Source organism: Rugosimonospora acidiphila (assembly GCF_039543385.1).
In the GTDB taxonomy this organism is placed as follows: domain Bacteria; phylum Actinomycetota; class Actinomycetes; order Mycobacteriales; family Micromonosporaceae; genus Rugosimonospora; species Rugosimonospora acidiphila.
Map to the genome: position 1 here is coordinate 71,532 of NZ_BAABJQ010000020.1, position 25,847 is coordinate 97,378.

Genomic DNA, 25,847 nt, shown 5'->3' on the forward strand with positions numbered 1-25,847 from the left:
CCTCCTTCAGGCGATGCGGTCGAGTTCGTCGGGGTGCACCTGGTGGCGCAGCGGGACACCGCGGCGGTAGCGGTCCAGCTCGTCCAGGGCGAGGTCGGTCATCCGGCGCGTCTCGCCGCCCAGCGCCCCGGCGATGTGCGGGGTGAGGGTGACGTTCGCCAGCCGGTACAGCGGGGAGTCGGCGGGCAGGGGTTCGGGATCGGTCACGTCGAGCACCGCCGAGAGGCGGCCGTCCAGGCACTCGGCGGTCAGCGCGTCGTGGTCGACGAGGCCACCACGGGCGGTGTTGATGACGGTCGCGCCGTCGGGCAGCAGGCCCAGCCGGCGCCGGTCGAGCAGGTGCCGGGTCTGGGACAGCAGCGGCGCGTGCAGGGTGACGATGGTACTCGCGGCGGCCAGTTCGTCCAGGTCGACCAGGTGTACGCCGAGGGCCGCCGCGTCCTCCGGCCGCGCGTACGGGTCGGACGCGAGGACCGTCAGGTCGAAGGCGCGCAGCGCCTCGGCGACCCGGCGGCCGATCCGGGACAGTCCGACGATCCCGACCGTGTGCGGGTACCGGGTGCCGTCGCGAATCCGGTCCCGCCATGGCGACCAGGTGCCCGGTGCCTCCCGGTAGCGGGTGGCGTACTCGAAGAACCGCTTGCCGGACAGCATCACGGCGGCCATCGTGTACTCGGCCACCGGGATGGCGTTGGCGTCGGCCGCGGTGGTGACGGTGATGCCGCGCTCCCAGCAGGCCGGGGTGATGTGCTGCTTGATGGAGCCGGCGGCGTGGAACACCGCCTCCAGCTTGGGCGCGTGCTCCAGCAGTTCGGCGGTCAGCGGCGGGCAGCCCCAGCTGGTGACCAGCACCTCGATGCCGGACAGGGCGGCCAGGCCGGCCGGGTCGGACAGATCGGTCGGCCCGGCCGGCGCCGGCACGTCGGCCAGCGCGGCCAGCCGGGCCAGGCCGCGGTCGTCGAAGAGCTGGTCGAAGGCGTCGGGCGACATGGCCACCAGGGCGCGCGGACGGCGGGTCATCCGGCGACCTCCGGGGTTGATGCGGCCTCCAGGAACGCGGCCTCCAGGAACGCGGCCTCTTGGAACGCGGCCTCAGGCAACGCGGCCCCCGGGGACATCGACAGGGTGAACCGGCCGTCGCGCGCCGGTGCCGCGAGGTCCAGGGTGAGCCGGAACAGCCGGCGGCCCCAGACCGAGACGAGCTTGCGGTCGGTCAGCTCGATGGTCTCGACCCGGGCCGTCACGGCCGCCGGTCCGGCGTCGGGGCGCAGCGTGAGGGTACGGCGATCGGGCGCGGCCAGGTGGATGGCCCCGGAATCAAGGCAGCGCGGCTCCCGGGGCGTCATCAGGTGCAGCCGCAGGCTGCCCGGTTCGTGGTCGAGTTCCCACCGCTCGTCGAGTTCGATGCGCCCGGCCCCGGACCGGTGCATGGTCAGGGTGCGCCACCAGTGGCGCGCGCCGGCCTCCGGCGGGTACGCCCCGGCGAGGTCCAGCGCGAACCCGACCAGTTCGTCGCCCAGCTCGACCCGGGGCCGGCCGCCCCGGTACTTGGCGCCGGCGGCCTGCTCCACGCCGTCGATCTCGGGCAGGTTGTGGTACGCGCCGCGCATGGTCCAGATCGAGTACCGGTCCGGCCCGAAGGTGTCCCGGTGGTAGTCGCCCACGCCCGCGTCGACCAGCACCGGAACCCCGTCCAGGGCGACCACGAAGGTACCGACGTCGTTGTGGTTGTGCCCCTCGTCGTTGTGTCCGCCCTTGGCCGACAGGAACAGCCCCTCGGCCGAGCCGTCCCGGGCCCGCACGGTCAGCACCTCGGTGTCGGGCAGCCAGGTCTGCCCCAGGTACGGGTAGCCGGTGGCCGGCTCGGCCGCCCACTCGGCGTCGAACAGCCCGCCCAGGGTCCGCGACAGCGGGGTGCCCGGCACGATCGGCGGCTCCCCGGCGCCGCGCATGGCGCGGGCGTGCGCGCACACCTGCCGGTCACCGATCCGGCGACCGAAGCGGTGCAGCAGGTCGGGTGGATTGCCAGACAGGCGCGACGGCTTTACGTAGGTCTCCCGCAGCGCGGTGCCGTCGGCGTAGTTGACCTGCCAGGGGCCGTCGATGTGGGTGGCCAGCGGGTACCGGGCCATGGCGCGCACCAGCGGGTGGTCGAAGGCGCTCAGTGCGCCCGCGCTGGCGCGGTGCAGCGTGTCGAGGCACTCGAACAGGGTGGCCCCCGATCGCCACCAGTACATGGCGCCCTCGTCGCAGCCGCCGTCGGCCGGTACCCGGTCGAGGTGGTTGTCGAGCCCAGCCACCACCCGTACCGCCGTGTCCAGCAACTCCTCGGGCGTCTCGTTCAGCAGCAGGCCGGCGGCCAGCACGTTGGAGTGGATCCAGGGGTTCCAGTTGTTGGCCTGCTCGTCGTACCAGGGCCAGTCGTCGCGCCCCCGGTACGGGCGCAACACCCGGCGGCGCACCTCGCGGCGCAGCCGGGTGCGCAGGCCGGGGATCCGCGCGTCGAACCGGGCGCCCAGCACCAGGTCGAGGTGCGCGAGCAGCGACCCGGTCTCGGCCGCGAACAGGTCCAGGTACGGCTCGTCCGGGTCGGGCAGCAGCGCACCGGCCCGCTCGCTGTACCGGTCATGAGGCGGCAGGCACCAGCTGCTCTCCTCGCACACTCCGAACGCCTCGTCCGCGGCCAGGTCGAGGAACCGCCCGCCCTCCCCCGGCACGGTCTGGCCCGGCGAGGTCTCACCCTGCGCGCGAGTGTCCATGGTGGACTCCTCGGGTGCGGCGCTCAACGCGGCGGCCAGCGCGAAGGCGGCCAGCCGGTCGCGGCGCTCGAAGTACGCGTCCTCGAACGCGGCACGGTCGCCCTCGCGACCCCACCGCGCCCACAGCCCGGCGGTGATGACCGGGGAGGGCTCATCGGCCAACCGCCGCGCCTCGCTCAGGAGCAGTTCGCGCGCCGCCGGATCGACCGCACCCCAGGCCCGCCGATCGTCGGCGTCCGGGTACGGTCGCCAGCGTCCGGGAGCGGGCAGCCGCGCGGCGAGCATCGGGGCGGGCAGCAACTCGCGCAGCCGCGGACCGCGGGGCGCGTCGGATGCCCGGCGGGCAGGGGATGGCATGTGCGTTCCTCTCGACGTAACAGAACACACCTAAAGAGCACATGAGTTACCGCTAGGAGTCAAGACTGTTGGCAATGACGAGAAATTATGTTCACAACTCTTGCTTTGTGATCCAGTGCCGGTTCATGCTGTGGTCCCGCAACCGAACCGTGAGGAGGCGCATCGATGCTGGCGGCTGAGCGCCGATCCCGGATTCTCGACACCGCGCGTCGCGACGGCGCGGTGCGGGCCGCCGATCTGGTTCAGGAGTTCGGCGTCTCGCTCATGACCGTCCGGCGTGACCTGGACGCCCTGGCCCGCGACGGCCTGGTGGACAAGGTGCACGGCGGCGCGACCCTGCGCGCCGCGGCGGCGCTGGCATCGGTGCCGCCGGCGACGGCCCCCGCGACGCGCGCGATCCAGGTCGGTGTCGTGGTGCCCACGGCGTATTACTACCGGCGCGTGGTGGACGGGATGCGCGAGGTGTTCGACCAGTCCGGTGGGCGGTTGACGCTCAACCTCTCCGACTACCGCGTCGATGACGAGCGTTCGCTCATCGCGAACCTGGTCGAGTCCGGCGTCGACGGTCTGGTGCTGGTGCCGTCGGTGGGCGAGGAGGAACAGGACGCCGGCTACGTCGAGGAGCTGCGCCGCCTGCCCGTCCCGACCGTACTGGTGGAACGGGAGCTGCCCGACCACGGGCTGGACGCCCTGCCCACCGTCCGCACCGCGCACGAGCGGGGCGTATGGGCCGCGCTCGACTACCTCCACACGCTCGGGCACGAGCGGATAGCGCTCGTGGATCGGGGCCGCACGCACACCGCCACGGTGGTCCGGCGGGGCTGGGCGCGGGCGGTCGAGCGGCTGGACCTCCCGCACGACCTGCCCAACCTGTCCAGCCACGAGCTCGGACCGGGGGGCAGCTGGCAGGCCGGCACGCTCGACGACCTGTTCCAGCGCTTCGCGGCCTACGGCAACACCGCCGTGCTGGTACACGGCGACGACGACACCCTCACCATCAACCAGCACGCCCGCCGCCTGGGCCTGTCGGTGCCCGCCGACCTGTCCATCGTGGCCTACGACGACGAACTGGTCGGCATGGCCGACCCGCCGATGACCGCGGTCGCCCCGCACAAGGAGCGGGTGGGCCAGGTCGCGGCCCGGCTGCTGCTCGAACTCATCGCCAACGGGCACGACGCCGAACAACCGCCCGTCCAACACACCCTCATCCAGCCGCGCCTCGTGGTCCGCGACTCGGTCGCCGCTCTGACCGGCCGCTGACCGCCGGACCCCGCAGCACCCCGGCCCCGCAGCACCCCGCCCCGCAGCACGCTCTTCGATCCGCAGCACGCTCCTCGATCCGCCCCCGCACCACATCTTCGATCTGTCACCGCGTCGCGGGCCGACCGTCGTCGTCCCGCGCGGGTACCACGCACTCTTTTTCCGCCACCGGCGGAGTTCTTCGAGCACGTGAAAGACCGCAGACACCGAGGGAGACATCGACCCATGAGGCTCAGATCACGCCCAATGCTCGCCGTGAGCGCGTCCGCACTCGCCCTCGCCGTGCTGGCTACCGGTTGCTCATCCAACGGCGACTCCGGCAACGCCAGCGGTGGCAAGACCGTCATCACCGTCGAGGGGCTGCCGGCCACCACCAAACCCGGCCCGCGCCAGGCGTTCCTCGACGACGTGAAGCGGTTCGAGGCGGCCAACCCGACCATCACCATCAAGCCGACCGACGCGTCCTGGGACGCGCAGTCCTTCGCCGCCAAGCTCGCCGGTGGCAGTGCGGAGACGGTCATCCAGGTGCCGCTGACCGAGCCGCAGGGCATCATCCAGCGCGGCCAGGCGCTCGACATCACCAAGCAGGTCAAGCAGCTGCCCGAGTACGGCAAACTGGACCAGCACGTGCTGGCCGAGGAGAAGGACACCGGCGGCAAGCTCTACGGGCTGCCGGTCAACGAGTACGCGCTCGGCCTCGTCTACAGCCGCGCGGTGTTCACCAAGGCGGGCCTGGACCCCGACCAGCCGCCGGTCACCTGGGACGACGTGCGCGCCGACGCGAAGAAGATCGCCGCCACCGGGGCGGTCGGGTTCAGCATCCCGACCACCGACAACTTCGGCGGCTGGATGCTCACCACGATGGCCTACACGCGGGGCGGGCGGATGGAGGCCCAGCAGGGCGGCAAGTGGGTCTCCTCGGTCACCAACGACGCCACCACGCAGACGCTGCAGTGGCTCTCCGCCCTGCGCTGGGACGACAAGACGACCGGCACCACCTCGGTGATCACGTCCACCGATCCGGTACAGGCGCTGGCGACCGGCAAGCTGGGCATGTCGATCGGGGCGCCCAACACGTACACGCAGTTCGTCACCACGTACCACGGCAACAAGGACGACTTCGGGGTCAGCGCGATGCCGCAGGGCGGCGGCAACGCCACGCTGTCCGGCGGCACGGTGGCCATGGTGACCGCCAAGGCCACCCAGCAGCAGGCCGAGGCGGCCGTCAAGTGGATCGACTTCGAGTACCTGCAGCCGCAGCTGGACCCGACGGTGGCCGTCGCGCAGGCCAAGGCGCAGTCGGCCCAGGAGGGCGCCGTGGTCGGCCTGCCCGCGGTGCCGCTGTTCGACCAGGCCAGCACCGACCAGATCGCCGCCGCGGTCAAGCCGTACGCCACCGTGCCGGTCGACAACTTCACCAAGTACCTGACCGACACCCGCAAGCTGACCTACGTGTCCGAGCCCCCGGTCGGCGCGCAGGACCTCTACCACGCGCTGGACCCGGTGGTGCAGGCGCTGCTCAGCCAGAAGAACGCCGACCTGAACGCCAAGCTGGCCAGCGCCCAGAAGACCATCAACGGCACCCTGCAGCGGCTCCAGCCGTGAGCGGGCGCGCGCCTCAGATCGGACCGCGGCGTCGCGAGGGTCAGACATGAGTTCGGTCAATCAGACGGTGCCCCTCGACCGGCCCAGCCGGCCGGTCGGGGAGGCACCGGCCCCGCGGCAACCCGGCCGCCAGCCCGGCGGCCAGCGCGGCCGGTGGCGTGCCGCGTGGGGTTCGCAGCGACGCACCGGCGACTGGATCGGGTGGCTGTTCCTGGTGCCCGTGCTGCTGGTGTTCGCCTACTTCGCCTGGTGGCCGATCCTGCGCGGCCTGGTGCTGGCGGTCCAGCAGACCAACCTGGTGCAGCCGGCGCGGTACGTGGGTCTGGAAAACTTCCAGCGGCTGTTCGCCGACCCGCTGCTGCCCACCGCGGTGCGCAACACCGCCTGGTTCGCCCTGCTGTCGCTGGTACTGGGGTTCCCGGTACCGCTGGTGCTGTCGGTGCTGATGAACGAGATCCGGCGCGCCGCCGCCGTGTTCCGCGTGCTGGTGTACCTGCCGGCCGTGGTGCCCCCGGTGGTGTCGGTGCTGTTGTGGAAGTGGTTCTACCAACCCGACACCGGCCTGTTCAACCAGGTGCTCGGCCTGGTCGGGCTGGGTCCGGTGCGGTGGCTGGACTCCCCTTCCACGGCGATGGTCTCCATCGTGCTGGAGGCGATCTGGGCCGGTGCCGGCGCCACGGTGCTCATCTACCTGGCCGCGCTGTCCTCCGTACCCGAGGAGCTGTACGAGGCCGCGGAGCTCGACGGCGCCTCGATCCCGAGGCGGGCGTGGCACGTGACCCTGCCGCAGCTGCGCGGCGTCATCCTCATCATCCTGCTGCTGCAGATGCTCGGCGCGTTCCAGCTGTTCGCCGAGCCGTTCGTGTTCACCGGTGGCGGCCCGGACAACTCCACCACCACCGTGCTGCTGCTGGTCTTCCAGTACGCCTTCGTCGACGGCGACTACGGCGGCGCGGCGGCGCTCAGCGTCCTGCTGGCCGCGGCGCTGGCAATCCTGTCCGCGGTGTATCTGCGGGTGACCAGGGGGTGGACCTCGTCATGACCGAGAACCTCGGGCGCGGGCTGATCTCGTCCAGGGACCGGCGCCGGCCGGCGGTGCGCGTCGTGTGGACCGCGATCCGGGTGGCGCTGGGCGCCGCGCTGGTCGTCGGCGGGGCTGGACCGCTGTACTGGACGCTCAAGGGCTCGCTGTCCGACACCAACCAGCTGCTGCGCCATCCGCTGGCGTTGTGGCCGTGGCCCATGCGGGCGGGCAACCTGCCGGACGCCTGGCAGGCCCTGCGCATCGGGCACTTCCTGCTCAACACCGTGGTGCTGGTGGCCGGCTCCTGGTTCGTCCAGCTGTTCGTCGCCATCACCGCCGGGTACGCACTGTCGATCCTGCGGCCCCGGTTCTCCCGGGTGGTGCACGCGGGCATCATGGTGACCCTGTTCGTGCCGGGCAGCGTGTCGCTGGTGGCGCTGTACCTGACCGTGCTGCACCTTCCGCTGTTCGGCGTGTCGATCGCCAACTCGCCGCTGGCGGTGTGGCTGCCGGCCGGCGCGCACGCGTTCAACATCCTGATCGTCAAGCAGTTCTTCGACGGCCTGCCCAGGGAGCTGATCGAGGCGGCCCGGGTCGACGGCGCCGGACCGCTGGCGATCGCCTGGCGCATCGTGCTGCCCATGTCCCGCCCGATCCTGGCCGTCGTGTCGCTGTTCGCCGTCATGAACGAATGGAAGAACTTTCTGTGGCCCATGGTGGCCATCTCCGACTCCGACAAGCAGCCGCTGGCCGTCGCCCTGCCGAAGATCGCCGGGGCGTCCGACCAGGCGTTGCTCATCGCCGGCCTGCTGATCGCCAGCCTGCCGCCGGTGCTGCTGTTCCTGGCGTTCCAGCGCCAGATCACACGAGGAGTCCGGTTCACCGGACTGAAGGGGTGAGTCCATGCATCTACGTCCCGGGTGGCGCCGGCTCGGCGTCTGCGCCGCCGCTGTCGTCCTGAGTACGGGGATCCTCGCCGTACCGCCGGCCTCGGCGGACGCTCCCGCCCTGACCATCACCGCTCCCACGCTCGTGTTCACCAAGGGAGACACGCACATCGCGGTCGCCACCCCGGCCACCAAGGTGGCCTACATCGTCACCGACGAGCAGAGCCTGAACGTCACCTCGGGCACCAGCGACATCTCCGGGGGCACCGGAAGCATCGACCTGAGCTCGCTCGGCCCCGGCTACTACAACCTGACCGTCGGGGCCGGCGCCACTCTCGACAAGACCACCTTCGCCGTGCTGTCCTCGCTGCCGAGCGGCGCGATCTCGCCGTCCTCGCCGTTCGGCATCGGCATGCACGCCACCCAGGACTCCAATGCCGGACTGATCCCGACCGTCGCGCAGGTCGGCTTCGGCACCGTGCGCTTCGACCTCAAGTGGGCCGACGCGGAGCAGTCTCCCGGCGTGTACAACTTCCCGTCCAATGTGGACGCGGTGGTGAACGCCTTCGACCAGTACGGCATCACACCGCTGCCGATCGCGAACTACACCAACCCGCTGTACGACGGCGGCAACACGCCCAGCAGCCCGACCGGGCTCGCGGCCATGGCCAAGTTCATGAGCCAGATAGTGACCCACTACCCGTCGGTCAAGGGCATCGAGGTCTTCAACGAGTTCAACGAGAAGACCTTCAACAACACCGGCTGCCTGACCGCGGCCTGCTACGCGCCGATGCTGGCCACCGCGTACGCCCAGCTCAAGGCCGACCACCCGAACGTCACCGTGGCCGGGCCGTCCACCTTCCAGCAGTCGCCCACGGCCTTCCTCGACGACCTGTGGAACCTCGGCGGCCTGAACAACCTCGACACGGTCAGCGTCCACCCCTACCTCTACCCGAGCGCCCCCGAGGGGCTGGTACCGCTGCTGTCCGGGATCAACGCGTCCATCCGCGCCCACAACAATGGGAAGAGCAAGCCGATCTGGATCACCGAGGACGGCTGGACCAACGGCACCAACCCCAGCAGCGTCGACGAGGCCACCAGCGCCGACGACCTGATCCGCGCCGAAGCCCTGGCGATGGCCAACGGGGTCACCCAGTTCGACTGGTACGACCTGGTCAACGACGGCACCGACCCGACCAACGTGGAGCACAACTTCGGCCTCATGCGCCTGCCCACCGCCGGGGAGACCGCCGTGACGCCCAAGCCGGCGCTGGTCACCCAGGCGGTCACCATCCGGCAGCTGGCCGGCCTGACGTTCTCCGGTGACGACGGGCTGCCCACGCCCGCGTACTCGGAGCGCTTCGGCTCCGGCGCGGCCACCACCCGGGTGATGTGGTCGTCCAGCCCGACCGCCGTCACGCTGTCCGCCAAGGCGCCGGTGACGGTGACCGACGAGTACGGCCGCGCCACCCAGCTGGCCCCCGACAACGGTACGGTCACCGTCGACCTGACCCAGCACCCGGTGTTCGTCAAGGGCTCGGCGACCAACGTTCGGGTCGCGGCGACGCCGAGATTCTCCGCCACCGTCTGGCCGGCCGTCGCGGTGGGCGACACGGCCCCGGCGACCCTGACCGTGGACCGCCGGCACAGCGGCGGGAGGCCGGGCCTGGCCACGTTCCGCTTCGGCGACGCCACCTACACCGTGCCGTCGCGCCCCAACCGCGTCACCACGGCCAGCGTGGACCTGCCGGCCTCGACGGTGCTGGGCAAGCGCGACCTGGTCGGGCAGGCCGGGCTGGGCAAGAAGGCCAGCGCGCGGCTGGTGACGACCACCCAGACGGTCACCGCCAACACGATGAGCGTCCAACCGGCGGTGACCACCACCCCGTTCGGCGCGAGCCTGGCGGTGAACATCGCCAACAACCGCCACTCGGGCAGCACGACGATCAGCAGCATCGACTGGTCGGTGGGTGCGGACAGCGGCACGCTGACCTCGGTGCCGGACGTCGCCCCCGGCACCACCGCCACGGTGAACATCCCGGCGCCGTCGGCTGCGCCGTGGCAGTCCTACCCCTTCAAGGTGACGGTCAACGTGGCCGGCGCGGCCTCGATGGTGCAGTCGGGGCAGACCGGGTTCGATCCGATCACGCCGGACGGCAGCACCACGATGCCACCGATCGACCTGGCCACCGACGGCAAGGCGACCTACACCCCGCGCCCGTACGGCGGTGCCGCCGACCTGTCCGGGACCGTGGCGCTGCACTCCAGCGCGGGCGGCCTGCACGTGAGCGCCGACATCACCGACGACGTGCTCTCCCAGAAGAACCCGGCCTCGACCATGTACCTCGGCGACTCCCTCCAGGTGGCGGTCACCCCGGCGCTGCCGGGAGCCTCGCCCAACCGGGTCGAGTTCGGCATCGGGCAGACCTCGGCCGGGCCGCAGGTGTACTGCTTCGCCGCCGCGGCGGGCCAGTCCACCGGCCTTGTCGACGGCACCGGCGTGCAGGTCACCCGTACCGGGACCGTGACGCACTACGACGTGACGCTGCCGTGGGACCGGCTCGGCTTCGCCGCGGCGCCCAGCGCACCGTTCGGCATCTCGGTACTGGTCAACGACGACGACAGCGACGGCTTCACCCGGCCGGGCTTCATCGAGTGGGGCAGCGGCATCGCGACCAGCAAGTCGACGGCGCTGACCTACCCGGCCGAACTCGCCACGCCGTAACCCGACCGGTGGCACCTGTCGCCCGTCGCGCCACACGGCGGCAGAGCAACCGGACCGCGGTGCCGGCGGACCTCGTGTCCGCCGGCACCGCCGTGTCCATCGGCACCGCTTCCGCTCACCGGTGTGGCGGCACCCCGAGAGCTTTTTCGCGCAGTGGTGAGGGCGCGGCGGCTTCCCCTCGTACGCCCTGGAACAGCGTGTCCACCAGCCGGTCGGCGAACTGTTCGGTCAGCGGGAGGTCCGGGATCAGCAGGCGGTGGTAGCAGGCGCCCCACAGCTGGTCGACGAGCCCCTCGCTGTCCACGTCCTTCCGCAGCTGCCCGGCGGCCTTGGCCGCGTCCAGCCGCTGCACGGCCAGCGCCCGCCGGGGACCGCTGTAGCGCTCCCGCCATGCGGCCATCAGGTCGCCGTCGGTCTGCGCGGCGCCGAGCAGCTCCCGAACCACCCGTCCGGCGCTGGTCCGGGTGGCCAGCCGCACCCAGTTGCGCAGCTGGCTGCGCAGGTCCGCCTCGATGTCGCCGGTGTCCGGAAAGGCCAGCACCGGGCTGGTGGCCGCGAAGTAACCGTCGAAGGCCAGCGCGCCCCGGGACGGCCACCACTTGTGCACCGTGACCCGGCTGGCCCCGGCCCGCTCGGCCACCTTCTCCACGGTGAAGCCGGCCATCCCCTCCTCCAGCAGCAACTCCCCCGCCGCCGTGAGGATCTCGGCGCGCACCTCGTCGGCGGGGCGGCGCCCGCGACCGCGACGGATCGGTGTGCCCATCGTCACCCCATCAGGAATATGGCCACTGTGTTCATTTAAAGCTAGTGTACAGCGTGTTCATAAGTTACCGCAGCACCTAGGGAGGCCGCCATGCGCGCCGCCGTTCTCACCGCCACCGAAACGCCCCTCGATCTGGTCGAACGGGAGATCCCCACGCCCGGCCCGGGCGAGATCCTCGTTCGCGTCACCGCCTGCGGCATGTGCTTCACCGAGGTGAACCTGCTCCACGGCGCGTACCCCTTCGCCCGGTTCCCGGTGGTGCCCGGCCACGAGATCACCGGTGTGGTCGAGGCGCTCGGCCCCGGCGTCGACTTCCCGGCCGTCGGCACCCGCGTGGGCGCCCAGTTCCTCTACTCCTCCTGCGGCCACTGCGACTACTGCGTGCGCGGCGACCAGATCCTGTGCCTGAGCAAGCGGATCACCGGCATCGGCGTCGACGGCGGCTACGCGGAGTACTTCATCGGCAGGGCCGGCTTCGTCACCCCGCTGCCGGAGGGCCTGGACCCGGTGGCCGCGGCCCCGCTGATGTGCGCGGGCATCACCGCGTTCAACGGGCTACGCCGCGCCGGCGCCACCGCCGGGTCCCGGGTGGCGGTCGTGGGCTCCGGCGGCGTGGGCAACCTGGCCATCCGGTTCGCGTTGGCCATGGGCGCCCGGGTCGCGGTCGTCAACCGCTCCCGCGCCGGCGAGGAGGACCTGCTGGGGCTGGGCGTCGAGCGCGTGATCGCCTCGGGTGAGACCGACCCCGCCGCGGCGCTGAAGTCCTGGGGCGGCGCCGACCTGGTCGCGAACGCCTCCCCGAGCACCGAGGCCGCCGCGGCCACCCTGGGCGGGCTCGCCCCGGACGGGACGCTGCTGCTGCTCGGCTACGGGCACAACCCGCTGGTGCTGCCCACCATGCCGATGATTCTCAACCGCCTGCACGTGATGGCCTCCCCGTCGGGCTCGCCGCACGACCTGCGCGACACCCTCGCGTTCGCGGCCACGCACGGCATCCTGCCGGAGGTGACCCCGGTGTCGCTGGACGCGGCCCCGGGCGCCCTGGCCGACATGACCGCCGGCACCTCGCACGGCCGCCACGTCATCACCTTCTGACCTCGCCCGCCGACCCATCCGGGAGCCACATCAACATGTCCAAGATCATTCTTATCACCGGCGCCTCCAGCGGCTTCGGCGCGCTGTCCGCCCGGGCCCTGGCCCGGGCCGGGCACACCGTGTACGCCGGCATGCGCGACCTCGCCGGGCGCAACGCCGGCGCGGCGGACGAGGCCAGGCGGTACGCCGCCGCGAACGGCGTCGACCTGCGCACCGTCGAACTCGACGTCTCCTCCCAGCCCTCGGTGGACGCCGCCATCGCCGCGGTGCTCCACGGCTCCGGCCGCATCGACGTGGTCATGCACAACGCCGGGCACATGGTGACCGGCCCGGCCGAGGCGTTCACCCCGGAGGAGATCGCCGCCGTCTACGACACCAACGTGCTGGGCACCCAGCGGGTCAACCGGGCCGTGCTGCCGCACCTGCGGGCCGCCGGCCGGGGCCTGCTGCTCTGGATCGGTAGCAGCAGCACCCGGGGCGGTACCCCGCCGTACCTGGCGCCGTACTTCGCGGCCAAGGCGGGCATGGACGCGTTGGCCGTCAGCTACGCGGCCGAGCTGGCCCGGTTCGGCATCGAGACGTCGATCGTGGTGCCCGGCTCGTTCACCAGCGGCACCAACCACTTCGCCAACTCCGGCCACCCCGCCGACGGGGCCACGGTCGCCGCGTACGACGAGCGCTACCCCGGCCTCATGGAGCAGGTCTCCGCGCGGCTGGCGGCGCTGGCCCCGCCGGACGCCGATGTCGCCCAGGTCGCCGACGCGGTGGTGCGCGTCGTGGACCAGCCGGAGGGCAGCCGCCCGTTCCGGGTTCACGTCGATCCGGCCAACGACGGCTCGGAAGAGGTTAGCGTGGTGGCCGACCGCATCCGCGTCGAGTTCCTGCGCCGCATCGGCCTGGACGACGTGCTCACCCCGGGCGCCTGAGGGAGCTACGCCATGACCACCACCCTGCCGGCGCCCGCACAGGCGCTGATCGACGCCGCGAACCGCGGCGACCTCGAAGGGTTCCTCGACGCCTTCACCGACCACGGCGTGGTCGACGACTGGGGCCGCGAGTTCCGCGGTCGCTCGGCCATCCGGGGCTGGAGCGACGGGGAGTTCATCGGGGTACGGGTGTCCCTCGAGGTCACCGGGGTGACCGGCGGCGGCGACGAGTACACGGTCACCGCCCAGGTCGGCGGCGACGGCTTCAACGGCCCGAGCCACTTCTCGTTCCGGATCAGCGGCTCGCACGTGACCCGGATGACCATCCGGGCCTGACCCCGGGCCCGTGGCCCCCGCCGACCGATCAGCTGGCGGGGGCCGCGGTCGTCGTCTGATACTCGTCGGGCCAGCCGGCCGGGATGCGCTCCAGCACCCCGCCGGCGAAGACCTCCCGCAGCCCCAGCGGCTTGAGGTGCACGTAGCCGATGTGGCAGTCGCACACGGCGTTGGTGCAGCCACGGGGGGCCAGCGCCGAGCGCCACGAACCGTCGTACAGGTTGCCGATCGGGGTCGGGATGAAGTGGCAGCGCCGCACCGTGCCGTCGCCGAGCACCGACACCACCGTCTCGCCGGCGTGGCAGGGCCGGTCCAGCGACAGGTGCGGGCGCACGCTGTAACCGAACAGCGGGTCCAGCGCCGTCCAGTCGGCCTCCTGCTCCGGCGGGTACCGGTGGCCCTCGGCGGCGTTGACCCACAGGTACGTCTCGGGCGGCAGGGCGGCCCGCAGCGCCCGGGCCGGCGCCAGGTGCTCGGGCAGCCCGACGACGCCGACGGAGAACCGCACGCCCAACTCGTCCAGTCGCCGGCAGCGCGCCAGGAACCGGTCCTGGGTCACCTGCCCGGGGTGGTAGGTCGCCCAGAGGGCCACCGCGTCCCGGTCGGCCTCGGCCAGCCAGTCCGGCCGGGCCGCCAGGTTGGTCTGGATGGCGACCCGGCTCAGGTGCGGCAGCCGGGACAGCGCGACTATCGCGTCCCGGTACCAGCGGCGGGTCAGCCCCTCGCCCCACGGCGTGAACAGCACCGACAGCCCCACGTCCCGGCTGGCCTCGGCCCAGGAGACGAAGCGCTCCAGCGCCTCGCGGTCGGCGCGCAGCAGCTCCGGCGGGTCGTGCCGCTTGGCGAACGGGCAGTACGGGCAGTCGTAGTTGCAGCTGGCCAGCGGGCCCCGGTAGAGGATCGACAGGTTCACCGCAGCGCGTACCCGTCCATCGCCGAGCGCACCGCGCCGGAGACCAGCCACGGGCCGATCAGGTCGGAGCGGGCCATCCCCTCCGCGGTGAGCCGGTCGCCCTCCTCGTCCAGCCAGCCCCGCTCGCACAGCCGCGCCAGCTCCGGGAAGTCGTCCTGGTGCGCGGCGCCGAAGCGGGTCCGGTAGGCCGCGGCGTCGACCCCGTCGGCACGCAGCAACGACTTGATCAGCCAGCGACGGCGCTGCTCGGCGTCGTCGAGCCGGTAGCCGACCTCGGCGACGTCGAAATCGGCGGCCGGGCGGGCGAGGTAGTCGTCGATGACCGCCCGGACCCGCGACACCGCCACCGCGTAGTCGAACGAGTAGTGCAGTCCGGCCGTGTACGAGCGGGCGCCGCAGCCCAGCCCGACCGAGCCGTCGTCCTGGCAGGAGTAGTCGGGCCCGTCCGGCGCCGGTACGTCGGCCCGCCGGAACTGGCGCATCGACTCCTGCCGGTACCCGGCGTCGGTGAGCACCTCCACCGCCTCCCGGTACCGGGCCAGCCGCTGCGCGTCCCAGTCCGCCTGGTCGGCGGCGCGCCGGCCCAGGCCGGTCAGCGGCCGCACGTACAGCGGGTAGAGGTACAGCTCCTCGGGCCGCCAGGCCAGCGCGGCGTCGAGGCTGGCGCGCCACGTCGTCGCGGTCTGCCCGTCGATGCCGTAGATCAGGTCGATGTTCAGGGTCGGGGCCCCGGCGTCCCGGATCGCGGCCAGCGCCCGCTCGACCTCGACCCGGCGCTGCGGGCGGACCGCCGCCCGGGCCTCGGTGTCGAGGAAGCTCTGCACGCCGATGCTGATCCGGGTCGCGCCGCGGGCCACGAGCACCGACAGCCGGTCGGGGGTGGCCGTGGCGGGTGAGGTCTCCACCGCCAGCGGCAGCCGACCCAGCGGCGCCCCCATCGTGGCGGCCGCGATGTCGCACAGCTCGTCCAGCTCCCCGGCGGTGAGGTAGGTGGGGGTGCCGCCGCCGAACGCGACCCGGGCGAAGCCCGCGTCCGCGCCCAGCGCCGCCCGGACCCGCCCGGCCTGCCGGCGCAACTGCGCCAGGTAGGCGGTCACCTGCTCGGCCGGCGGCCGGGCCCGGGTGAACAGGTTGCAGAACCCGCAGCGCATCTCGCAGAAGGGCAGGTGCACGTACAGCATCAGCGCGTCGCGCGGCTCGGCCGCCCACACCTCGGACAGCGGCGGACGTGGCCGCAGCGGCCGGTACGCGGTCTTGTGCGGGTACGCGTAGAGGTAGCCCTGGTACGGCGAGCCGTCGAGCATCACCACTCCTGTCGGTCGAGCGTGAACTGGGCGTACGGCACCGTCCACACCACCTCGTGACCGAGGCGGTGCCCGTGCTGGCCGTCCTCCCCGTAGGCCGTGCCGTGGTCGGAGCAGACGATGGTGAACACCGGGCGCCCCCGGCCGGCCACCAGCCCGAACAGCCGGGGCAGGCGCGCGTCGACGTAGCGCAGGGCCTCGGCGTGGCTGTCCACGCCGTCCTCGGCCGCGCCGGGCAGGTAGTGGCGGTTGGGTTGGTGGATGGCCGCGACGTTGAGGAAGGTGAACAGCGGCCGGCCCTCCGGCAGCCGCGCCAACACCTCGGCCAGCCGGTCGAGCTGTGCGTCCAGGCAGCCGTGGGCGGTCACCCCGAAGCTCGGCTCCCAGTGCGCCTCGGCGAACAGGCCGGGCAGCACCGCGCCGAGCGGGCTGCGCCGGTTGAAGAAGCCGACCCCGCCCAGGCACAGCGTGTGGTAGCCGGCGCCGGCCAGCGCGGTGGGCAGGTCGGGCTCGTCGAACACCCAGGTGTCGCCGCCGGTGGTCTCGCTGCCCGGGAACCGGGCGGCGAACAGCCGCTCGTGCGGGCCGCCCTCGACCGGCGTCGGTAGGAAGCCCGCGAAGAACGCGTGGTGCGCCGCGTACGTGAAGCTGGCCGGCGTGTGCCGCCGCTCCCATCGCCCGCCCGGCAGCACCGCGGCCAGGTGCGGGGTGCGCCCCGAGTCGACCAGCTCGGCGGCAACGTCATAGCGCAGCGTGTCGAGGGTGACGAACAGCAGGTCGTGGCCGCCGATCAGGTCGCGCACGACACCTCCCCGGCCCGGCACCAGCGCTCGTACTCCCCGGTGGCCAGGGCCAGCAGCTGCGCGGCGTAGGTGTCCCGCCCCTCGGCGAGCACCCCGGGCAGCAGGTCCCCGAACGCGTTGACCTCGGCGACGGCGTGCCGCCGCCAGCCCGCCAGGAACATCAGGTCCACGCCGACCTGCAGGGTACGGCGGAAACACGCGGCCACCCGCACACAGGTCTCCATCGCCGCCGCCCAGCCGACCGGCCCCACCGCGGCGCGCACCGCGCCGAGGTCGCCGCGGGCGTTGCCCAGGTGCAGGTTGGTCAGCGGGGTGCGGCTGGCCCGGACCACCGCGTGGCTGGGCCGGCCGGCGATCACGACCACCCGCAGGTCGATGGTCCGCTCACCGAGCCCGGCCTTGGGCAGCCACCGCTCGACGTGCAGCCGGTCGGGCGCCAGCCGGTCCACGATCGCCGCCACGTCGGCCTCCCGGTCGTAGCGGCGCACCCGCAGCGAGTTGTACAGCCGGTCCCCGGCCAGCTCGACCGAGGTGATCGCGCTGACCCGCGCCCCGGCGGTCGCCAGGGCCAGCACCCCGGACGCCGAGGAGCCGTGCGCCGGCTTCACGAACACCCGCGCGAGGCCGGCCTCGCGCATCGCCGCACGCAGCTCCGCGTAGCCGCGCACCGGCGGCAGGGCGGCCGGCACCGGCACCCCGGCCGCGTCGAGCACCGCGTGGCAGCGCCGCTTGTCACACATGACCGCCACGTCGTCGGGCCGGTTGAGCAGGCTGGCCGCGCCGGCCGCCAACCGGTCCAGCGCCGCGCGCAGCCCGTCGTACCAGGCGGCGGTGCCGACGATCTCGCCCGGCTCGCAGGCCCGGGCCGCACCGCGCAGCAGCCGGTCGACCTCGGCGTCCTCGCCGGGTGAGTCGACCCGGACCAGGGCGCCCGGCCCCGGCGCGGGGGCGCCGGTCAGCAGGGACCGCCAGGGCAGCACCACCGGCGGCGGGGCGCCCACAGCGCGGGCGGCGTCGCGGAACAGCGCCACGCGCCGGTTGTCCGGGTTACCGACCACCGTCACCGCCGCGCCAGCCACCGCCGCGCCAGCCACCGCCGCACCAGCCACCGCCGCACCAGCCACCGCCGCGCTCGCGGGCTCCGTGGCCGCCGTCGGTGTCGCCGCCGTCTGCGTGGCCGCCGTCTGCGTCGCCGCCGTTCGTGTCGCCGCCGTTCGTGTCGCCCGCGCCACTCCGGTTACTCCGACACCGCGGTGTAGCGGCCGTACTCGCCCTCGACCTGCTGGTCGGAGACGTCCACCTCGACGCCGGGCAGCTCGGCCACGAGGCGCGCGGCCATTCGCTCGGACAGGTAGTTGCGGCGTAGGTCGAGCCGGCGCAGGTGGGTCAGCGGCCGCCCGGACAGCAGCGCCTCGCCGCCCTCGTCGCCCATGACTCCCAGCGACAGGTCCAGCTCCTCCAGCCGGGCGACCAGCGGCGCCCCGTCGACCGCGCCCGCGACCCGGTCGGCGATCTCGGCGTTACGCAGGCCAAGCGCGCGCAGCGCGGGAAACCGGGCACCGTCCAGCAGCGGACCGAGGTCGGCGACGCCGACGTCCCCGCCGTAGCGCGGGGTGCCCAACCACAGTTCGAGGCGTTCGAGGCCGGGCAGGTCGGCGTCGATGACGGCGCGGAGCATCTCGGCGGGCAGGCCGCCACCCTCCAGGGCCAGCTCGCGCAGGCCGGTGTGGCGCACCCGGCCGAGACTCAGCCCTCCGGTGCCGCGCACCCGCAGAATCCGCAGGTTGGGGTACGCGGCCAGCAGCGGGGTGAGGTCGCCCTGCCGGATCCAGGAGACCTCGCACTCGTCGGCCGTGATGTCGCCCAGGAAGAGAGCCTTGAGCGAGGTGAGCCGGTCCGCTGCCGCGCACAGCTGGGCGATCGGGGCGTCGTCGAACGCGGCGTACCCCCAGGTGCCGACCACCAGCGCGGTGACCGAGGCCGCGTCGACCTCGTCGAGAAAGTCCTCCAACGCGTCGTGGAAGGCGGCGTTGGATCCGAACTCGGTGCCGCCGTCGTACTCCCAGAGGCACACCCGCCACGCCACCGGTCCGTCGACGGACCGCAGCTCCGTGTCCGGCTCCACGTTCACCACGGGAAGGCCGGCGAAGGTGGTGGCCCACCCGCTGAAGCTCATCGCCGGCTCACTCCGACACCGCGGTGTACCGTCCGTGCTCGTCCTCGGTCTGCTGGTCGGACAGGTCCACCTCGACTCCGGGCAGCTCCGCGACGAAGCGGGCGGCCATCGGCTCCGACAGGTAGTTGTGGTGCAGATCGAGCCGGCGCAGGTGGGTCAGCGGCTTGCCGGACAGCAGCACCTCGGCGTCCGCGTCGACGAGCGTCCCCTGGGACAGGTCGAGCGACTTCAGGGCGGTCAGGACCGGCGCGGTCGCCACCGCGGCGGCCACCTTATCGGCGATCTCCGCGTCGCACAGGGCCAGGTGGCGCAGCCGGGGCCACTTGTCTGCGGCGAGGATCGACCCGAGGTCGGCGATCGTCGCGTCGCCGCCGTACTCCTCCTCGCCCAGCCACAGCTCCAGGTGGGTCAGCTCCGGCAGCTCACTCTCGCCGACCGCGCGCACCACGGAGGCGGGCAGGCCGCCGGACTCGAAGGCCAGCTCGCGCAGTGCCGCGTGGCGCACCGGGCTCAGCTTCAGCCCGTCGCCCTCGCTCCCCCGGCCGCCGCGCACCCGCAGCACCTCCAGCCCCGGCCACGCCGCCAGCAGCGGGGTGATGTCCCGATGGCAGATCCAGGAGATCTCGCACTCTTCGAAGGTCATCTCGCCGAGGAACAGCGCCCGCAACCCCGGCAGCCGGGGCGCGAGCGCGGTCAGCAGGTCGATCGGCGGCGCTTCCTCGTACGCGCTGCCCCAGTTGCCGATGATCAGCGCGCGCACCGAGTCGCCGGGCACCCGCTCCAGCCAGCCCTCCACCAGCTCGCCGAAGTCCGCGGCGTCGGCCTCGAAGTCCTCCAGCGCGAGCCGCCAGGCGACCGAGGCGGGGTCGTCGGGAAGGGGCTCGGGCAGTTCGTCATCGTCCTCGTCCGGCAGTTCGAAGTTCACCACCGGCAGTCCGGCAAACGATGACACATGGTCACTGATGCTCACGTGCACCTCCGCGATCGGCGATCCTGCGGGCAGCACGCTAACAAGCGCCACCGACAGTTCCGTCGGCGCACCAACGTGTTGTGCGCGAATCGGCGCCAGACGGCCGCGCACCCCTGGACCCGGCCGCATCGGTGTAACTATCGTGTCGGGCATGGACCCTTACATCGCGAACCCGCTGGCATGGCAGGAAAGCTGGGACCGTCAACAGGAGGCATACCTGCCGGATCGGGAGCACCGCATCGCGAGCATGCTCGACGCCGTCGACGCGGTGGTGGGCGACGACGCCGCGCCCCGGGTGCTCGACCTGGCCGGGGGCACCGGCTCCATCTCGCTGCGGACCCTGGCCCGGTTCCCGTCCGCCCGGATGACCCTGGTCGACCTGGACCCGGCGCTGCTGGCCATCGCGGCCGCGTCGCTCGGCGATCGGGCCACCATCGTCACGGCGGACCTGCGGCGCCCCGACTGGCGGGCCGACCTGGCGCCCGGCACGTACGACGCCGTGCTGACCGCCACCGCGCTGCACTGGCTGCCGGCGAATCGGGTCGCCGACCTGTACGCCGAGATCCATGAGCTGCTGCGCCCCGGCGGGGTGTTCGTCAACGCCGACCACATGCCCGACGACGGGCTGCCCGGCCTGTCCAAGCGGCTGGTCGAGCGGGCCGACCGCCGGCGCGAGCAGCGGTACGCGGCCGGGGTGGTGCTGTCCTGGTCGGCGTGGTGGGAGCACGTGGCCGGCGACCCGGCGCTGGCCCCGCTGGTCCGGCGCCGGTTCGAGATCTTCCCCGCCGGGCCGCACACGGAGTGGACCCCGCCCATCTCCTGGCATGTCGACACCCTGCGCTCGGCCGGCTTCACCGAGGTCGGCCCGCTGTGGCGGGGCGGGGCGGACGCCGCCGTCGCCGGGGTGTGCTGACCCGTCCGACGCGGCTCACTCGCCGAGCGGCGTCACGTCCAACTCCGCCAGCCGCTCCGGGTCACCGGTCACCTCGATGGCCGCGATCCGGCCGCCGATGATGACGAGTTCGAGGACCACCACTATCCGCTCGCCGGCCCGGCCCACGGCGCCCACCGTGCCGTCGATCAGCGCCGGCACCGCGCCCCGCGCGCGGCCGGACAGGAAGCGGGCCACCGCCTCCTGACCACGTACCGCGCCGGAGCCGCCCAGGCGTGCGGCGGCGTCGTCGGCGCGCAGCACCACGTCCGGGTCGAGCAGGGCGAGCAACGTGGCGAACTCGCCCTGCCGCGCCGCGGCGAAGAACGCGTCGACGATCTTCCGCCGGCGGGACGGATCGGCGTCGGCCAGAGCGGCACCGGGCCCGGTGTCGCCGGCCGCCACCCGGCGGCGCGCTCGGCTGGCCAGTTGCCGGGTCGCGGCCGGGCTGCGCCCGGCGATGGGCGCGATCTCCTCGAACGAGACCGCGAACATGTCGTGCAGCACGAAGGCCAGCCGCTCGACCGGGGCGAGGGTGTCCAGGATGACGAGCAGTGCGCTGCCGACCGAGTCGGCCAGCACCGCCTCCCCCTCCGGGTCTGCGGCGGCGCGCGGCTCGACCCCGCCGTCCAGCGGCTCCTCGCGGCGGGAGGCGCGCGAGCGCAGCAGGTCCAGGCAGATCCGGCCGACCACGGTGGTCAGCCAGGCGGCGAGGTTGTTCACCTCGCCGGGATCGGCCCGGATCAGCCGCAGCCAGGCATCCTGGACGACATCGTCGGCCTCGGCGCCGGAGCCGAGCATCCGGTAGGCCATCGCCCGCAGGCGCGGTCGTTCCCGCTCGAACCGCTCCGCCAGCCCGTCGTTCCCGCTCACGGTCGTGTCCCCATTCCCTTGTCGACCGGTCTGGCTCGGCCCGTCCGGCGCCGCGCGACGAACCCGCACCAGTCGCCCGACCGGTCTGGCTCGGCCCGTCCGACGCCGCGCGACGAACCCAGAGGTGACCGGGGCCACATTTGTCACACTCGCCCGCCGGGACCCGTCGTGACAACGACGAACCAGGGCGCCCCGGTGCGACACGGGCACCGGGCGCCCGCCACGATACCCGAGGAGGCGGTCTTGACCGCACGAATGAACAACCCACTGGCTGTGCTGTCCGAGGGCATGCCTGCCGTCGGTATCCTCAACAAGGCGGCACTGTCCGCCGGGGTCCCGGAGTCCACGCTTGGCCTGGTCCACCTGCGGGCGAGCCAGATCAACGGATGCGGCCCGTGCGCGGACTCTGGCGCACGGATGGCCAAGAGGAAGGGCGAGACCGACGAGCGCCTGTTCGCGGTGGCGACCTGGCGGGAGACTCCGTACTTCACCGACGCCGAGCGGGCCGCCCTGGCCCTGGCCGAGTCGGCCACCCGGCTGGCCGACCGGGCCGACGCGGTGCCCGACGAGGTCTGGGACGAGGCGGCCAAGCACTTCAACGAGCGCGAGTTGGCGGCGATCGTGCTGTGGATCGCGACCACCAACTTCTTCAACCGCCTCAACGTCACCACCCGGCAGCAGGCGCCACAGAACTGGAGCTGACCCGCACCGGCCGGGCCGCGTCGCCGAACCGCGGCACGACCCGGCCGCGGTTCGACGGCCGGGTCGCGACCCGGCCGCTGTGCGCCGACGACCCTGCGCGGCACCGGAAACCCGGGGCGGCACCGCAGACCCGGGGCGGCACCGCAAACCCGGGGCAGCAGCGCCAACCCGGGGCAGCAGCGCCAACCCGGGGCAGCAGCGCCAACCCGGGGCAGCAGCGCCAACCCGGGGCAGCAGCGCCAACCCGGGGCGGCAGCGCGGAAACCCGGTCGCGGCCGAGCGGTCGGCGCGGGGATCATTCGTGGGGTGAACCTCTTGCTCCGCGGGATCGTCGGGTCGACCGCCTACGGGCTGGCCGGTCCGCGCTCCGACGTGGACCGGCTGGGCGTGTACGCGGCGCCCACGCTCGACTTCGCCCGGCTGGATCCGGTGACCGACCGCGAGTGGACCATCGTGCGCCACGACCCCTCCGACGTGACGCTGCACGAGGCGGGCAAGTTCTGCCGGCTGGCGCGCGGCGGCAACCCGACTGTCACCGAGGCGATGTGGCTGCCGGCGGAGCTGTACGAGGTCCGCACCGAGCTGGGCGACGAGCTGATCGCGATCCGGTCGGCGTTCCTCTGTGCCGAACGGGTCAGGCTCGCCTACCTCGGCTACGTCGAGAAGCAGCGCGTCCGGTTCGTCAACAAGACCGAGTCCGGACCCGAGCACCGCGCCCGGACCGAGAAGCACGCGCGGCACATCCTGCGGCTGCTCGACCAGGGCCTCGGGCTGTACGCGACCGGCCGGCTGGAGGTCCGGCTGGACGATCCCGACCGGTACGTCGAGTTCGGCCGCCGGGCCGCGGCCGACCCCGCGGTGCTCGACACCGCGCTGGCCGGGGCCCGGGAGAGGTTCGCCGCCGTCCGCTCGCCCCTGCCCGACGAGCCCGACGAGGCCGCGATCCAAGCGTGGTTGCTGCGGGTACGCCGCGCCAACCTGCCGGCCGAAACGGTCGGCGCGGTTGAGACGGTCGGCGCGGTTGAGACGGTCGGCGCGGTTGAGACGGTCGGCCGGGCGCATCGACGCCGGCCCGTTCGGGATCATTGACCCGTGGCGCACGACGTTGTAGTGGTGGATGTGGATGGCACCGTCGCACTGATGGGCAAGGGAGAGCCCGGCAGGCGACGGCCGTTCGAGTGGCATCGGGTGGGCGAGGACGACCCGAACCAGCCCGTCATCGACCTGGTGGAGATTCTCCGTGCGCACTACCCGATCGTCTACGTGTCGGGCCGGGACGAGGTGTGCCGCCACGCAACACAGCGATGGCTGGAGCGGCACGGCGCCATCCGGCCGGGCGAGCCGCTGTTCATGCGCCCGGCGGGCGACAGCCGCCCGGACGACCAGGTCAAGCTGGAGATCTATAAACGGGACATCGAGCCCCGCTACCGGGTGGTGTACGTGCTGGACGACCGGGACCGCGTCGTACGCGCCTGGCGCAGCGTCGGGTTGACGGTGTTGCAGGTCGCGGAGGGCAACTTCTGAACCTCGCCCGCGTCCCTGGGAACGGGACGCGGGCGAGAGTGGTGACCGCTCAGCGCGAGTGGGTCAGCGCTGGCACAGCCAGTCGGAGCAGTGCAGCGGAGAGACGGTGACCGGGTCGGTCTGCTTGCTGGTGTACGCCGTCGGCGCGTAGCCGGCGGCGCTGCCGGTGACCCGCACCGAGATGCGCTCGTTGCGCATGCCGGTGGTGAGCGTGAAGGTCGGCGCGGTCGCGCCGGGGATGACGCGATCGTCGGTGAGCCACTGGTAGGTGAACGTCACGCCGCGCGTCTTCCAGTTACCGGTCTTGACCTTCAGCGTCTTGCCGGCCACCGCGTTGCCGTTGATGGTCGGCTTCACGCCGACGACCGGCGGTCCGGTGGGCGTCGGGCTGGCCGGGGCGGGCGGCAGCTGTCCGGGGTCGAGCAGGCCGGGGTCCGGCGGGACGAGCCTGGAGATCTCCGGCATGGAAGACGAACTCGTGGTCGGCAGGCCGTACTTGACGTCCTCCTCGGCGCCCACGTCGCCGGCGTGGTAGTAGGACCAGTCCAGGACGCTGCCGTCACCGTTCATGATGCGGATGCCGCGCTCGCCGGCGTTGGCCATGCCCGCCTGGCCGGTGACGTGGTAGACGGGCACGCTCGGGTCGGCGAGGAAGTGCGCGCGGAAGTCCGCGTCGCTGTACCCGGTGCTGTTGACGTTTCCGCTCGTGTACTGCACCCAGAACACGGCCGCGCCGCGCGCCGGGACGACGGCGTCCTCGGCCACCTTGAGGATGACGTCACGCGAGGTGGCGGTGTCGTCAACGAAGATGTAGTGGAACGTGATCCCCTGCTTGCCGAGGTCGATGTCGGCGTCCGTGGTGTTGGCGACCTCGAAGAACTCGAAGTTGTCGTCGCTGGTGTTGTCCGGATCGATCTCGCTGACGTACACCGGCGGGATGACGGCCGGGCCGGTCGGCCCCACCGTCGGAGAGCTCGACGGAGTGGGCGACGCCGTGGGGGTCGCGGTCGGGCTCGGGGAGCCGGTCGGCGGCGTCGGGCCTCCGGTGCCAGGCAGCTGTCCGGGGTCGAGCACACCGGGGTTGGGGTCGGCGAGCGTCTCGAACTTCGTCATCGACTGGACCGACGCGTCGGCCGGCACGGCGAACTTCGCGTCCTGGTCGGGGGCGACATCGCCGGCGCCGTAGTAGGACCAGTCCAGGACGGTGTCGCCCTTGACGATCCGGACCGCCCGCTCGCCGGTGTTGGCCATGCCGGGCTGACCGGTGACGTGGTAGACGGGGGTGGCCGGGTCGGCGCCAAAATGGCTGAGGAACTCCGCGTCGGTGTACTGGGTGCTGTCCACAGTGGTGCTGGTGTACTGCAGCCAGAACACCGCCGCGCCGTGCGCGGGGACGACGGCGTCCTCGGCCACGGTCAGCGGCACATCCTTCGTGGTGTCACCGCTGTCGACGTACGCGTAGTTGAAGCTGAACCCGCTCTGCCGGAGGTTGATGTCGGCGTCGGTGGTGTTGGCGACCTCGAAGAACTCGAAGTTGTCATAGCTGGTGTTGTCCGGGTCGATCTCGCTCACGAACAGCGGGGGCGGCGACGCGCTGTCGTCGGCGTTGGCATCGACCGCGAACGCCGTTCCCGCGATCGCTCCGCCGGCAATCAGCATGGTGGCGACGACGCTTCCAGCTCTGTATCGGAACCGGGAGCCCGAGCGACGAGAAGCACCAGACATATTTGATCCGTTCGCTGATGTACGGGAAGTGTGGGCGATCGAGTTTAGAACCGGTGACACGGCCGGAACTGGTCCGCGACGTGAACGGTAGGGGTGGTGGCCGTGACCAACGGCGCGCGACTCGACGCCGCACGGTTCGGGTATGCGGGCGCGTCGCCAAGCGATCATCAAACCGACACCGGGCCATTG

General features: G+C 72.6%; 23 protein-coding genes. 12 read left to right on the forward strand and 11 right to left on the reverse strand.

Translation table 11 applies throughout. From position 1 onward, the window contains the following. Positions 1–6 precede the first annotated feature (6 nt). Both ABEA87_RS28375 and ABEA87_RS28380 read right to left on the reverse strand, forming a co-directional pair. On the reverse strand, positions 7–1,020 hold the full coding sequence (locus ABEA87_RS28375) for a hydroxyacid dehydrogenase (RefSeq protein ID WP_345634720.1): 1,014 nt from the start codon (positions 1,018–1,020) through the stop codon (positions 7–9). Beyond that, positions 1,017–3,116 (reverse strand): heparinase II/III domain-containing protein, encoded by a 2,100-nt coding sequence (locus ABEA87_RS28380; RefSeq protein WP_345634722.1) that lies wholly within the window; start codon positions 3,114–3,116, stop codon positions 1,017–1,019. The genes ABEA87_RS28375 and ABEA87_RS28380 overlap by 4 nt, the downstream gene beginning before the upstream one ends. A gap of 165 nt (positions 3,117–3,281) precedes the next feature. Between ABEA87_RS28380 and ABEA87_RS28385 the strand changes: the two genes are divergently transcribed. The 5 genes from ABEA87_RS28385 (at position 3,282) to ABEA87_RS28405 (ending at position 10,617) form a co-directional block, all read left to right on the forward strand. After that, entirely contained in the window at positions 3,282–4,376 is a 1,095-nt protein-coding gene (locus ABEA87_RS28385) for a substrate-binding domain-containing protein (RefSeq protein ID WP_345634724.1), read from the forward strand. A 255-nt stretch (positions 4,377–4,631) separates the two neighbouring features. Beyond that, positions 4,632–5,981 (forward strand): type 2 periplasmic-binding domain-containing protein, encoded by a 1,350-nt coding sequence (locus tag ABEA87_RS28390; RefSeq protein WP_345634726.1) that lies wholly within the window; start codon positions 4,632–4,634, stop codon positions 5,979–5,981. 46 nt (positions 5,982–6,027) lie between these two features. Then, positions 6,028–7,023 carry a carbohydrate ABC transporter permease gene (locus tag ABEA87_RS28395; RefSeq protein WP_345634728.1) on the forward strand — a complete coding sequence of 332 codons (996 nt, stop codon included), beginning with the start codon at positions 6,028–6,030 and terminating at the stop codon, positions 7,021–7,023. Next, positions 7,020–7,904, forward strand: a complete 885-nt coding sequence (locus ABEA87_RS28400) for a carbohydrate ABC transporter permease (protein ID WP_345634729.1) — start codon at positions 7,020–7,022, stop codon at positions 7,902–7,904. Before ABEA87_RS28395 ends, ABEA87_RS28400 begins: the two co-directional genes overlap by 4 nt. A gap of 4 nt (positions 7,905–7,908) precedes the next feature. Further along, positions 7,909–10,617 carry a DOMON domain-containing protein gene (locus tag ABEA87_RS28405; RefSeq protein WP_345634731.1) on the forward strand — a complete coding sequence of 903 codons (2,709 nt, stop codon included), beginning with the start codon at positions 7,909–7,911 and terminating at the stop codon, positions 10,615–10,617. Positions 10,618–10,732: 115 nt separating this feature from the next. Here the strand turns inward: ABEA87_RS28405 and ABEA87_RS28410 are convergent, their stop codons facing one another. Further along, complete coding sequence (locus tag ABEA87_RS28410) at positions 10,733–11,380, reverse strand: TetR/AcrR family transcriptional regulator (protein ID WP_345634733.1); 648 nt, start codon at positions 11,378–11,380, stop codon at positions 10,733–10,735. A 90-nt stretch (positions 11,381–11,470) separates the two neighbouring features. Between ABEA87_RS28410 and ABEA87_RS28415 the strand changes: the two genes are divergently transcribed. From ABEA87_RS28415 to ABEA87_RS28425, 3 genes are read left to right on the forward strand one after another with little or no spacing between them, the layout of a single operon-like run. Next, a complete protein-coding gene (locus ABEA87_RS28415) occupies positions 11,471–12,475 on the forward strand; it encodes an alcohol dehydrogenase catalytic domain-containing protein (protein WP_345634735.1) in 1,005 nt (334 codons plus the stop codon). A 35-nt stretch (positions 12,476–12,510) separates the two neighbouring features. Beyond that, positions 12,511–13,401: an SDR family NAD(P)-dependent oxidoreductase gene (locus ABEA87_RS28420; RefSeq protein WP_345634737.1), complete on the forward strand. Its 891-nt coding sequence runs from the start codon at positions 12,511–12,513 to the stop codon at positions 13,399–13,401. Between the two features lie 12 nt (positions 13,402–13,413). Further along, positions 13,414–13,737: a nuclear transport factor 2 family protein gene (locus tag ABEA87_RS28425; protein WP_345634739.1), complete on the forward strand. Its 324-nt coding sequence runs from the start codon at positions 13,414–13,416 to the stop codon at positions 13,735–13,737. Positions 13,738–13,765: 28 nt separating this feature from the next. Here ABEA87_RS28425 and ABEA87_RS28430 read toward each other — a convergent pair whose 3' ends face one another. The 6 genes from ABEA87_RS28430 to ABEA87_RS28455 all read right to left on the reverse strand — a co-directional run bounded on the left by ABEA87_RS28430 (position 13,766) and on the right by ABEA87_RS28455 (position 19,954). Beyond that, complete coding sequence (locus ABEA87_RS28430) at positions 13,766–14,650, reverse strand: STM4011 family radical SAM protein (RefSeq protein WP_345634741.1); 885 nt, start codon at positions 14,648–14,650, stop codon at positions 13,766–13,768. After that, positions 14,647–15,954: an STM4012 family radical SAM protein gene (locus ABEA87_RS28435; RefSeq protein ID WP_345634743.1), complete on the reverse strand. Its 1,308-nt coding sequence runs from the start codon at positions 15,952–15,954 to the stop codon at positions 14,647–14,649. The genes ABEA87_RS28430 and ABEA87_RS28435 overlap by 4 nt, the downstream gene beginning before the upstream one ends. Then, the gene (locus ABEA87_RS28440; protein ID WP_345634745.1) at positions 15,954–16,757 is read right to left on the reverse strand and encodes an STM4013/SEN3800 family hydrolase; all 804 of its coding nucleotides are present in this window, start codon (positions 16,755–16,757) and stop codon (positions 15,954–15,956) included. The genes ABEA87_RS28435 and ABEA87_RS28440 overlap by 1 nt, the downstream gene beginning before the upstream one ends. After that, positions 16,745–17,866, reverse strand: coding sequence for an STM4014 family protein (locus tag ABEA87_RS28445; RefSeq protein WP_345634747.1), 1,122 nt, complete (start codon positions 17,864–17,866; stop codon positions 16,745–16,747). The genes ABEA87_RS28440 and ABEA87_RS28445 overlap by 13 nt, the downstream gene beginning before the upstream one ends. A gap of 128 nt (positions 17,867–17,994) precedes the next feature. After that, complete coding sequence (locus ABEA87_RS28450) at positions 17,995–18,933, reverse strand: STM4015 family protein (RefSeq protein WP_345634749.1); 939 nt, start codon at positions 18,931–18,933, stop codon at positions 17,995–17,997. A gap of 7 nt (positions 18,934–18,940) precedes the next feature. After that, positions 18,941–19,954 carry an STM4015 family protein gene (locus tag ABEA87_RS28455; protein WP_345634751.1) on the reverse strand — a complete coding sequence of 338 codons (1,014 nt, stop codon included), beginning with the start codon at positions 19,952–19,954 and terminating at the stop codon, positions 18,941–18,943. 100 nt (positions 19,955–20,054) lie between these two features. On the opposite strand from ABEA87_RS28455, the gene ABEA87_RS28460 reads away from it, so the two are divergent. After that, a complete protein-coding gene (locus ABEA87_RS28460) occupies positions 20,055–20,816 on the forward strand; it encodes a class I SAM-dependent methyltransferase (RefSeq protein WP_345634753.1) in 762 nt (253 codons plus the stop codon). A 15-nt stretch (positions 20,817–20,831) separates the two neighbouring features. On the opposite strand, the gene ABEA87_RS28465 is transcribed toward ABEA87_RS28460, so the two are convergent. Then, entirely contained in the window at positions 20,832–21,707 is an 876-nt protein-coding gene (locus ABEA87_RS28465) for a sigma-70 family RNA polymerase sigma factor (protein ID WP_345634755.1), read from the reverse strand. 288 nt (positions 21,708–21,995) lie between these two features. On the opposite strand from ABEA87_RS28465, the gene ABEA87_RS28470 reads away from it, so the two are divergent. The 3 genes from ABEA87_RS28470 (at position 21,996) to ABEA87_RS28480 (ending at position 23,933) form a co-directional block, all read left to right on the forward strand. Continuing rightward, positions 21,996–22,409: a carboxymuconolactone decarboxylase family protein gene (locus ABEA87_RS28470; protein WP_425570971.1), complete on the forward strand. Its 414-nt coding sequence runs from the start codon at positions 21,996–21,998 to the stop codon at positions 22,407–22,409. Between the two features lie 306 nt (positions 22,410–22,715). Then, positions 22,716–23,498, forward strand: coding sequence for a nucleotidyltransferase domain-containing protein (locus tag ABEA87_RS28475; RefSeq protein ID WP_345634757.1), 783 nt, complete (start codon positions 22,716–22,718; stop codon positions 23,496–23,498). A gap of 3 nt (positions 23,499–23,501) precedes the next feature. Then, the gene (locus ABEA87_RS28480) at positions 23,502–23,933 is read left to right on the forward strand and encodes a phosphatase domain-containing protein (protein WP_345634759.1); all 432 of its coding nucleotides are present in this window, start codon (positions 23,502–23,504) and stop codon (positions 23,931–23,933) included. A 63-nt stretch (positions 23,934–23,996) separates the two neighbouring features. Here the strand turns inward: ABEA87_RS28480 and ABEA87_RS28485 are convergent, their stop codons facing one another. Beyond that, on the reverse strand, positions 23,997–25,592 hold the full coding sequence (locus tag ABEA87_RS28485; RefSeq protein ID WP_345634761.1) for a hypothetical protein: 1,596 nt from the start codon (positions 25,590–25,592) through the stop codon (positions 23,997–23,999). Positions 25,593–25,847: the final 255 nt, after the last annotated feature.

What these genes read in the sequence shown, in the direction of transcription:
- ABEA87_RS28415 (WP_345634735.1), top strand. Translation starts at nt 11,471, where the DNA reads ATGCGCGCCGCCGTTCTCACCGCCACCGAAACGCCCCTCGATCTGGTC.
- ABEA87_RS28375 (WP_345634720.1), bottom strand. Translation starts at nt 1,020, where the DNA reads ATGACCCGCCGTCCGCGCGCCCTGGTGGCCATGTCGCCCGACGCCTTC.
- ABEA87_RS28425 (WP_345634739.1), top strand. Translation starts at nt 13,414, where the DNA reads ATGACCACCACCCTGCCGGCGCCCGCACAGGCGCTGATCGACGCCGCG.
- ABEA87_RS28435 (WP_345634743.1), bottom strand. Translation starts at nt 15,954, where the DNA reads ATGCTCGACGGCTCGCCGTACCAGGGCTACCTCTACGCGTACCCGCAC.
- ABEA87_RS28380 (WP_345634722.1), bottom strand. Translation starts at nt 3,116, where the DNA reads ATGCCATCCCCTGCCCGCCGGGCATCCGACGCGCCCCGCGGTCCGCGG.
- ABEA87_RS28385 (WP_345634724.1), top strand. Translation starts at nt 3,282, where the DNA reads ATGCTGGCGGCTGAGCGCCGATCCCGGATTCTCGACACCGCGCGTCGC.
- ABEA87_RS28395 (WP_345634728.1), top strand. Translation starts at nt 6,028, where the DNA reads ATGAGTTCGGTCAATCAGACGGTGCCCCTCGACCGGCCCAGCCGGCCG.
- ABEA87_RS28400 (WP_345634729.1), top strand. Translation starts at nt 7,020, where the DNA reads ATGACCGAGAACCTCGGGCGCGGGCTGATCTCGTCCAGGGACCGGCGC.
- ABEA87_RS28405 (WP_345634731.1), top strand. Translation starts at nt 7,909, where the DNA reads ATGCATCTACGTCCCGGGTGGCGCCGGCTCGGCGTCTGCGCCGCCGCT.
- ABEA87_RS28450 (WP_345634749.1), bottom strand. Translation starts at nt 18,933, where the DNA reads ATGAGCTTCAGCGGGTGGGCCACCACCTTCGCCGGCCTTCCCGTGGTG.
- ABEA87_RS28485 (WP_345634761.1), bottom strand. Translation starts at nt 25,592, where the DNA reads ATGCTGATTGCCGGCGGAGCGATCGCGGGAACGGCGTTCGCGGTCGAT.
- ABEA87_RS28470 (WP_425570971.1), top strand. Translation starts at nt 21,996, where the DNA reads ATGCCTGCCGTCGGTATCCTCAACAAGGCGGCACTGTCCGCCGGGGTC.
- ABEA87_RS28410 (WP_345634733.1), bottom strand. Translation starts at nt 11,380, where the DNA reads ATGGGCACACCGATCCGTCGCGGTCGCGGGCGCCGCCCCGCCGACGAG.
- ABEA87_RS28420 (WP_345634737.1), top strand. Translation starts at nt 12,511, where the DNA reads ATGTCCAAGATCATTCTTATCACCGGCGCCTCCAGCGGCTTCGGCGCG.
- ABEA87_RS28460 (WP_345634753.1), top strand. Translation starts at nt 20,055, where the DNA reads ATGGACCCTTACATCGCGAACCCGCTGGCATGGCAGGAAAGCTGGGAC.